We start from the raw sequence: 8467 nt of genomic DNA on the forward strand, positions 1-8467 counted from the left end.
GGCTACAACGTGTTGCTGCCGTCGCATTGGCTGATAGGCGTCGAGGCGGATCTGGTGTCGCCGAACCGGATCCGCGGCAGCCGGGTGTTCGGTGGTCTTGGGGGAGGCACCCAAAGCTTTGAGCAGCAACAGCTGCTCAGCGGTACCCTCCGCGGCCGGCTCGGCTACGCGGTCGGCAACTGGCTGCCTTATGTCACGGCCGGCCTTGCCTGGAGCTACGACCGACTGCGCTGGTCAGATGATATGGCGTCGACGACCGAGACGGCGCTGCTGTGGCGGTTCGGCTGGGCCGCGGGCGTCGGCGTCGAGGTGCCCCTGGCGCCGGCGTGGACCGCGCGGGCAGAGTATCTCGCGACCGGTTTCGGCTCAGCCGCCGCGAGCTTTCCGATTGACGGACAGCGGGCAGAGACGGATCTGCTGCTGCACAGCTTCCGCCTCGGGCTGAATTATCGTCTCGGCGACGACCTAGCGAAAAGCGAAGTCTTCACCAAGGGGATCGACGCGTTGGAACTGGAGCGCTTCGCGGTGCACGGCCAGGCGACGCTGACCTGGCAATATGCGCTGCCTTTTCGCGCGCCGTATAATGGCACGAACAGCCTGACGCCCAACCAGGGCCGGGAAACCTTCGACACCACATTCTATTTGGGTGCCAAACTTTGGGATGGCGCGGAACTGTGGATCAACCCGGAGATCGACCAGGGATTCGGCTTGAGCGGCACGTTCGGTGTCGCGGCGTTCCCGAGTGGCGAGTCTTACAAGGTCGGTTCGAACTACCCTTACGCCCGTTTGCCACGCTACTTCATTCGGCAGACGATTGATCTAGGCGGCGAGGTGCAAACGGTGCAAAGCGCGCCGAACCAGTTCGCCGGCAAGCAGTCGGCGGACCGCATCGTGTTCACCGCCGGCAAATTCGCGGTCGGCGACATTTTCGACGTCAACAAATACGCTCATGATCCGCGTGTGGGCTTCCTCAATTGGGGCCTCGCTGATGCGGCCACGTTCGACTACGCGGCCGATGCCTGGGCCTTCACCTATGGGGCGGTGGCGGAATGGTACGTCGGCGCCTGGACGGTGAGAGGCGGGGTATTCGATCTGCCGGTGACGCCGAACAGCACCGACCTCGACCCAGCCTTCGGCCAGTTCGAACTGATCGGGGAGATCGAGCACCGCCACACGCTGGGCGGTCAGCCTGGCAAGCTGCTGCTCACTGGCTTTCTCAACCGGGCGCGTCTCGGCAATTTTGCCGACGCCGTACGGCTGGCGCAGGCGACCGGTGCCATCCCCAGCACAGCCGACGTGCGGCGTTACACCAGCAAGACCGGCCTGTCGGCCAGCCTCGAGCAGCAGGTTACGCCGGATGTAGGGCTGTTCGGCCGCGCCGGCTTCGGTAGCCCCAATCTCGAAGCGAACGCCTTCACGGATTCGGATCGGACCGTTTCGGCGGGCGTCTCCGTATCGGGACGGCTGTGGGGACGCGACGACGATACGTTCGGTCTGGCCGGTCTGCTCAATCACATCTCAACCTCTCGCATCGCCTATCTCGACGCAGGAGGTCTGACCGCAATCATCGGCGACGGCCGGCTGCCCAACCCCGGCGACGAGCAGGTGATCGAAGCTTATTACAGTCTGCCAGTGTATTCGTGGCGGCTCACCGCGGATTATCAGTTCATCGCCCATCCGGCGTTCAATCGCGATCGCGGGCCGGTCTCGATCGTGGCGACGCGGCTGCGCACGCAGTTCTAAGCCCAGCGCCGCGCTGCAATATTGATACCGCTTCGCAGATGCGGTGTTGCACGCCGCTCGCTTCATCGTCGTTGCAAGCATCCTGTCAGCTTGGGTTAGTTATCGTTGCGTGCAGATCCACTGTCACGCGCTGTCGAGGCGCGCCGCATCTCGGGGAGGATGCTGTGATCGCACGATCGATGTTGGTGAGCCTGGCCCTGCTGTGCCTGTGCACAGTCGGCCAAACCGCGTCGGCCCAGACGCCGAAGGACTCGCTCTGGAATTCCTACCACCTCACGCAACTGCCGTCCGAAATCCAGCGGGCGGTTGCGGCGCGATGTCCGGCTGGCCCGGTCGCGGGCCATTACTTCGCCACCTACACGCCCGCCACCATCGTGCTGCATTATGAGTACCTCGGCTGCCGCAACGGCGCCACCGCGGTCTGCCGGGACGGTCAGTGTCTGCGACAGGTCTATCGCGACGTCGGCGGGCACTTCCGGCTGGAACGAAGCTTCTTTGCGGCGGCGTATCAGTAGAGTGCGGATCAGCGGATCGAATTGCTGCCGAGCGCGATCTGCGCGAACCGCGCCGCATTGGGTGCCGTCAGATCCGGCGTCACTGGCTTGGCGTGATCGAGGCCGACCACGGCGCCGCGCTGAGTCTCGGCGATGACGTTGCCGTTGATCGCGGCGGTGCCGGCGCCATCCGCCACCGAGACGCCGATGCCGACGAATGCCTTGCGCACGACATTGCCAGTGATGGCAACGTCGCGCAGATAGCGGCCCCAGCCGGCGACGATCCCGAACGAGGGCGCGTTCTCGATCACGTTTCCGGTCACCGCGGTGTCGGCCTCGACATAGATCCCGATGCCGGCGTCGTCGTCCGGCGCGGTCCCGATCGGGCGCTTCGGCCGAAGATTGCGGATGATGTTGCCGTGCACGGTGCTGAGCCGTCCGCCTTCGTTGAAGTTGCAGACCGATACGCCGAGCGCGGCGCCGTCCACTGTGTTGTTGGCGATAACCGCGCCCTCGAACGCGAACTCGGAATACAGCGCGACCTCGCGGACGTCGCTGACGCTGTTGCCGGTGATCTGGATGTTGGACGCCGAGTTGCCGCGCACTGCGGAGTAGTCGCAGTTCTTGATGCGGTTGCCGCTGACGATGACGTTGCCGGCGCGAAAGGCGTTGATGGCGTTGCCGTACTGGCCCGAGCCGCCGGGGCCGGCCTTGATGTTCTCGATCCGGTTGCCGGTGACCAGCGTGCCGTCGTCGCCGATCGCGGTGCGCAGGATTTCGATGCCGTTATCGTTAGTGCCGAGAATGGTGTTGCCATCGACGCGCAGGCCGAGCGCATCGAACGAGACGATCCCGGTCTCGGCGATCGCCGTGAGAACATTGTCGCTGATCGTGCCGGAGGTGGTCTCCAGCCAGATGCCGCTGCCGCCGCTCGCCGTGATCGAGCACTGTTCGATGCGTAGCGCCCGCGCGCCGACGCAATGCACCAGGCCGCGCCGTGCGGGCAGGGCAATGCCGCCGCCATCGAGCACCAGGCCGGACAGGGTGGGCGCATCGGCGCCGGTGCTGTCGAACAGCGAAGGACCGCCGGTGAACACCAGCCGCGTCGCGCCGCGCACGCCGGTGAGCTGGGCGCCGGAGGGGAGCCGCAGCGTGCCGGTCCGATAGCTGCCGGGCGGCAGCGCCAGCGGGACGCGGCGTTCTGAGGCGTCATCGATAGCCCGTTGCAGTGCGGCGGTCTGATCGTCCGAACTATCAGGACGGACACCGAGCTGCGTCGCGTCGCGGCCGCGTTTCGACGTCAACGGTGCCGCCGCGAGTGGCGTCGCGGTGAGGATAAGCGCGCTGGCAGCTCCGCCAAGCAGATCACGTCGGTGGACTGTCATGTCGGCGCCTCTGCGTGAACAAAGGCCTTGGTAACGCAAAAACCGCCGCCCCATGGAGGACGGCGGTGTCGCAGAGCAGCGATGTTTGGCGGTAGGGTTAACTCAGGCGGCGGTCCGCGAAAGCTGATAGTCACGCGCCGCGTGTGCTTCGGTTTCGTTGTGCTCGGGGCTTTCGCCGGGCTCTGCCTTGCACGGACGAATCTCATAGCCATTGTCGAGGATACGGCGCGGGCGCGAGGACTCATCGCCCGAGTCGACGTCGACGACGAGGCCGCTTTCCTGGGCGTGTTTCCAAACGCTGGCTTCGGTCGGGTAAGCCTTGCTGATCTTGGCATCGTCGCAATACAGCGCGTAGGGCATGGCGTTCCTCCGAGGCTTTCAACGCGGAGCCTTCAGGCTGGTTCAAGTCCGGAACTTGACCCGGGATCACGCCGTCGTGAGCGGAGGGCGCGTTCGCCGGACATGGCGGATCATTTCCAGCAGGATCGCCTCGCCGGCGTCGACGAGATGCTCCGCATCGATCTTGCTGCCAGGCCAAGGGCTGCCATCTCGCGCCAGCAGTGGGACGTGGACGAAGGCGGCAAGGCGGGGCCCCTGCGGAGCGCGCGTCGCTTCGATCGCGCGCCAGCTCAGATAGTTGCACAGATAGCGTCCGGCGTCCCACGACAGCCGCGCGTCGATTCCGGTGGCGCTTGCGGCGCGGAGTAGTTTGCCGCCGAGCGGGCCGAATGGTTGCGCATTGCGGCCCGGCACGATCGAGCTGGTGCGCAGCGTCGTACGCTCTGCGTCAGGCCAGAGCGTGGTCACTGCGTTGCGCGCGCGGGTCTCGATCCGCAGATGCCGCGTGCGCGCCGCCAGGCCGAACATCAGCAACGCATCGGGCCGATGCGCGGCGAGGAGTCGCGGCAGTTCGCGATCGACGGCGCGGTAACTCACCGGGAAGATATGGCCGATGCGATCGACCGTATCGAATGCCGGCCGCCGCAGCTTTACGAGCCGCTCTACCAGCTTCGGCGTCGGATTGTACGGCGCGCCCGGGAATGGGCCGAAGCCGGTGATCAGGATGCGGAGGGGAGTGGTCATGATGTCTTGCCGATCCCCATCATTGCGAGGAGCGAAGCGACGACGCAATCCGGCGCCGTGCACGGGACTGGATTGCTTCGCTTCGCTTCGCTCGCAATGACGGTGGGGCATCAGATTGGTCACGCCAGCAGCTCGGCGATCGCATCGGCGCCGAGCGCGGGGGTGATCCGGCCGGCGGCGACTTCGGTTTCTGTGTGCTTGACCTTGGCGCGGATCGCGGCGTCGCTTTTCAGGCGCGCCTTCCAGCGGTCCTCCAGCATCGTCCACATCCACTTGACCTGCTGCTCGCGTCGCCGGGCCTCGAACTCGCCGGACGGCGTGGTGGCGTCGCGGTGGGCGAGAACCGACTGCCACAGCTCGGCGATGCCGGCGCCGGTCATTGCCGAATAGGTCTGCACCGGCGGCTGCCAATGCACCGAGCGCGGCGTCAGGATGTGCAGCGCGGCGCGATACTCGCCGGCGGCGAGGTTGGCGCGGGCAATGTTGTCGCCATCGGCTTTGTTGATCGCGATCATGTCGGCGAGCTCGACCAGGCCCTTCTTGATACCCTGCAGCTCGTCGCCGGCGCCCGGCAGCATTAGCGCCAGGAAGAAGTCGGTCATGTCGCACACCGCGGTCTCGGACTGCCCGATGCCGACGGTCTCGACCAGCACCACGTCGAAGCCGGCGGCCTCGCACAGCAGCATCGCCTCGCGCGTCTTCGCCGCGACGCCGCCGAGCGTGCCCGAGGAGGGCGAGGGGCGGATGAAGGCGTGCGGCTCGGCCGACAGCCGCGCCATTCGGGTCTTGTCGCCGAGGATCGAGCCGCCGGTGCGTGCCGAGGACGGATCGACCGCCAGCACCGCCACCTTGCGGCGCTGCTCGAACAGCTACATGCCGAGCGCTTCGATCGTGGTCGACTTCCCGACGCCCGGCGACCCGGTGATGCCGGCGCGAATGGCGCGGCCGGTCTCCGGCAGCAGCTCCTGTACCAGCGCCCGCGCGGAGGCTTGGTGATCGCCGCGGCGGCTTTCGATCAGCGTGATCGCGCGCGCCAGCGCGGCGCGGTGACCGCTCCGCACCTCACTCGCCAATGACGGCAGATCGAGCTGCTTCTTACTTGTTGCGGTCATCGTCGCCTTTCGGCCGTTCGCCGCCGAAGATCGCGGTGCCTTCCGCCGACAGATACGGCTTCAGGCTCTGCCACGGCACGTAGGCATCGTAGCTGCCCTCCGCATAGGCGCCGACCGCAGAGGGCGCGTAGTGGAAGACGAGGCCCGAGCTCTTGCCGGCCTCGGTCGAGCGGGCGAGCGTCACCGGACCGATCTTCAAGAGCTTCGGCTCAATGCTCTTGGCATAGTCTTCGCCATCATCCTCGGTGCCGCGCTTCTTTTTTTCGGCCTTCAGCGAGGCGAGCACGCCTTTCACCATCGCCTGCATCGCCGGGCTCCCGTCGGCGAGGTCGGTGAAGAACGGCCGGATGCTGATGCGCTTGGCCTGCTGCCTGTCCCACAGGATGGTGTCGATCTCGGTGTTGGGATGGGCACCGCCAGTGTAGCTGTAATCCATGCGCAGAACGCTGACATAGCGGTTCGCAACCAGCGAGTCCTGCGTGTAGCTGCGTTCATAGGTCCACGGGCCGTTGCGGAACAGCTCGGGATCGCTCTTCAGCTCGGGCTCGGCCTCGGCGCGCTGCTCGCCGATGTACTTCTTGCCCTCCGCTAGACAGTTCTCCGCGAGCTTGGCATCGGCCTTGATGGCCGCATCGAGCAGCACCGTGCCGTCGATCGCCTTGGTCTTCACCGCAAAGTCGGGCTTGGGTTTGGCCGGCTCGGCGAGGGCGGGGGAGAGGAGAAGCGACAGGGCGAACGAGAATGCCAGTGCGGGTCGCCAATGACTGGTGATGCTCAACGGTCGGTTTCCTTGCTAACGCGTGTGATGAATCGCTCGAGTGGTTCGAGATCGCGCTGGACCATCTCCTACAACAACCCGGCGTCGGTGGCGTGATAGCCGTGGCGCAGCCAATTGCCGAAATCAGCAAGGCGCCGCCAGTTGATTGTCGGCTCGCTGGCTTTCAGATCCTGAGGAATGTGCCGAGAGGTCTCGCTGATCCTCTCCAAAAATCGTTCGACTGCAGCGAGTAACACGGGATCCGATTGCAAATCGCCAAGGACCCGACCCGCCAGCGCGCCACGGATATTCTGTATCGCGGTGGCGATATGAGTTAGCCGATCTCCGAGGCTCGGAGGCACGTCAAAACACCTCCACCAGATTGTCGGCGATGCGCTCGGCGAAGGCTGCGGGCATCGAGCGGCGTAGCGTGGCCTGGAACTTGAGGCCCGTGGAGTCCTCCGGCCGCGCGTCTCCGCGAGCGCGCGAGCCGAACACAAACAACTTGGCGACTCCCTCGGCGCGCAAAGCATCGGCTCGTTCGCGCAATCGAGCGAGAATCGTGTCCAGCGACATGTCGGCGACGGTCGTCATGCCTGCAGACTACCACATCGCTGCCGGCGACGCAGCCTACTCCGCCGCCTGGCTCGTGTGGCCGAGCCGCGCGTTAAGCTTCTGGATCAGCTCCTCCGCGGCGTCGGCGATCACGGTGCCGGGCGGGAAGATCGCCTCGGCGCCGGATTTGTACAGCGCGTCGTAGTCCTGCGGAGGGACGACGCCGCCGATGATGATCATGATGTCCTCGCGGCCCTGCTTCTTCAGCGCGGCTTTGAGTTCCGGCACCGCGGTGAGATGCGCGGCGGCCAGCGACGACACGCCGAGAATATGGACGTCGTTCTCGACCGCCTGGCGCGCCGCCTCGTCGGCGGTGGCGAATAGCGGCCCGATGTCGACGTCGAAGCCGATGTCGGCGAACGCCGAGGCGATCACCTTCTGACCGCGGTCGTGGCCGTCCTGGCCGATCTTGGCGACCAGGATGCGCGGCCGCCGGCCCTCGGCGTCCTCGAACGCGTCGATCAGCGCCTGCACCTTCTCCACGCGATCCGACATGGTCGAAGCCTCCCGTTTGTAGACGCCGGTGAGCGACCGGATCTCGGCGCGATGCCGACCGTAGACCTTCTCGAGCGCGTCGGAAATCTCGCCGACGGTGGCCTTGGCGCGCGCCGCGTCGATCGCCAGCGCCAGCAGATTGCCGTTGCCGTCGGACGCTGCGTTTGTGAGCGCCGTGAGCGCGGCGTCGACGTCGGCCTGCTTGCGCTCCTTACGCAGGCGGGCGAGCTTGTCGATCTGCAAGCGCCGCACCGTCGAGTTCTCGACCTTGAGCACGTCGAGCGGGGCCTCATCGGTCGGCTTGTACTTGTTGACGCCGATCACCGACTGCCGGCCGGTGTCGATCCGCGCCTGGGTCTTGGCCGAGGCTTCCTCGATTCGCAGCTTCGGCACGCCGGCCTCGATCGCTTTGGCCATGCCGCCGAGCGCCTCCACTTCCTGGATGTGGCCCCAGGCCTTGACGGCGAGATCATGAGTCAGCCGTTCAACGTAGTAAGAGCCGCCCCACGGGTCGATGATCCGCGTGGTGCCTGTCTCCTGCTGCAGGAACAGCTGGGTGTTGCGGGCGATGCGCGCCGAGAAGTCGGTCGGCAGCGCCAGCGCTTCGTCGAGCGCGTTGGTATGCAGCGACTGGGTGTGACCCTGCGTCGCCGCCATCGCCTCGACGGTCGTGCGGACCACGTTGTTGTAGGGGTCCTGCTCGGTCAGCGACCAGCCCGAGGTCTGGCAGTGGGTGCGCAGGGCGCTGCTCATGGGGTTTTTGGGCGAGAACCCCGCCATCAG

The 8467-nt window shown here is 66.1% G+C and carries 9 protein-coding genes and 1 pseudogene; 2 read left to right on the forward strand and 8 right to left on the reverse strand.

Translation table 11 applies throughout. The features are described from left to right. Together ACOJTD_RS11525 and ACOJTD_RS11530 are read left to right on the forward strand one after the other, a co-directional pair. The coding region (locus ACOJTD_RS11525) for a carbohydrate porin (RefSeq protein ID WP_420133050.1) at positions 1–1743 on the forward strand (1743 nt) is incomplete at its 5' end. Positions 1744–1928: 185 nt separating this feature from the next. Continuing rightward, positions 1929–2258, forward strand: coding sequence for a hypothetical protein (locus ACOJTD_RS11530; RefSeq protein WP_420133051.1), 330 nt, complete (start codon positions 1929–1931; stop codon positions 2256–2258). Between the two features lie 8 nt (positions 2259–2266). On the opposite strand, the gene ACOJTD_RS11535 is transcribed toward ACOJTD_RS11530, so the two are convergent. The 8 genes and pseudogenes from ACOJTD_RS11535 to ACOJTD_RS11570 all read right to left on the reverse strand — a co-directional run. Continuing rightward, the gene (locus ACOJTD_RS11535) at positions 2267–3622 is read right to left on the reverse strand and encodes a TIGR03808 family TAT-translocated repetitive protein (protein ID WP_420133052.1); all 1356 of its coding nucleotides are present in this window, start codon (positions 3620–3622) and stop codon (positions 2267–2269) included. 102 nt (positions 3623–3724) lie between these two features. Then, the gene (locus ACOJTD_RS11540; protein WP_420133053.1) at positions 3725–3982 is read right to left on the reverse strand and encodes a hypothetical protein; all 258 of its coding nucleotides are present in this window, start codon (positions 3980–3982) and stop codon (positions 3725–3727) included. 66 nt (positions 3983–4048) lie between these two features. Continuing rightward, a complete protein-coding gene (locus ACOJTD_RS11545; RefSeq protein ID WP_420133054.1) occupies positions 4049–4705 on the reverse strand; it encodes a pyroglutamyl-peptidase I in 657 nt (218 codons plus the stop codon). A gap of 119 nt (positions 4706–4824) precedes the next feature. Continuing rightward, positions 4825–5817, reverse strand: a pseudogene (meaB, locus tag ACOJTD_RS11550) (methylmalonyl Co-A mutase-associated GTPase MeaB). After that, entirely contained in the window at positions 5801–6589 is a 789-nt protein-coding gene (locus ACOJTD_RS11555; RefSeq protein WP_420133058.1) for a hypothetical protein, read from the reverse strand. The pseudogene meaB and the gene ACOJTD_RS11555 overlap by 17 nt, the downstream one beginning before the upstream one ends. A 74-nt stretch (positions 6590–6663) precedes the next feature. Next, positions 6664–6936 carry a DUF86 domain-containing protein gene (locus tag ACOJTD_RS11560; RefSeq protein ID WP_420133055.1) on the reverse strand — a complete coding sequence of 91 codons (273 nt, stop codon included), beginning with the start codon at positions 6934–6936 and terminating at the stop codon, positions 6664–6666. Between the two features lies 1 nt (position 6937). Then, positions 6938–7168, reverse strand: coding sequence for a nucleotidyltransferase family protein (locus ACOJTD_RS11565; RefSeq protein ID WP_420133056.1), 231 nt, complete (start codon positions 7166–7168; stop codon positions 6938–6940). Between the two features lie 36 nt (positions 7169–7204). Continuing rightward, positions 7205–8467: methylmalonyl-CoA mutase family protein (locus ACOJTD_RS11570; protein ID WP_420133057.1), on the reverse strand; the 1263-nt coding region annotated here is incomplete at its 5' end.

The sequence above is a fragment of the Rhodopseudomonas sp. genome (assembly GCF_048594845.1).
In the GTDB taxonomy this organism is placed as follows: Bacteria; Pseudomonadota; Alphaproteobacteria; order Rhizobiales; family Xanthobacteraceae; genus Rhodopseudomonas.

Coding starts and splice junctions, on each gene's coding strand:
- ACOJTD_RS11535 (WP_420133052.1), bottom strand. CDS start 3,622: ATGACAGTCCACCGACGTGATCTGCTTGGCGGAGCTGCCAGCGCGCTT.
- ACOJTD_RS11540 (WP_420133053.1), bottom strand. CDS start 3,982: ATGCCCTACGCGCTGTATTGCGACGATGCCAAGATCAGCAAGGCTTAC.
- ACOJTD_RS11545 (WP_420133054.1), bottom strand. CDS start 4,705: ATGACCACTCCCCTCCGCATCCTGATCACCGGCTTCGGCCCATTCCCG.
- ACOJTD_RS11565 (WP_420133056.1), bottom strand. CDS start 7,168: ATGACGACCGTCGCCGACATGTCGCTGGACACGATTCTCGCTCGATTG.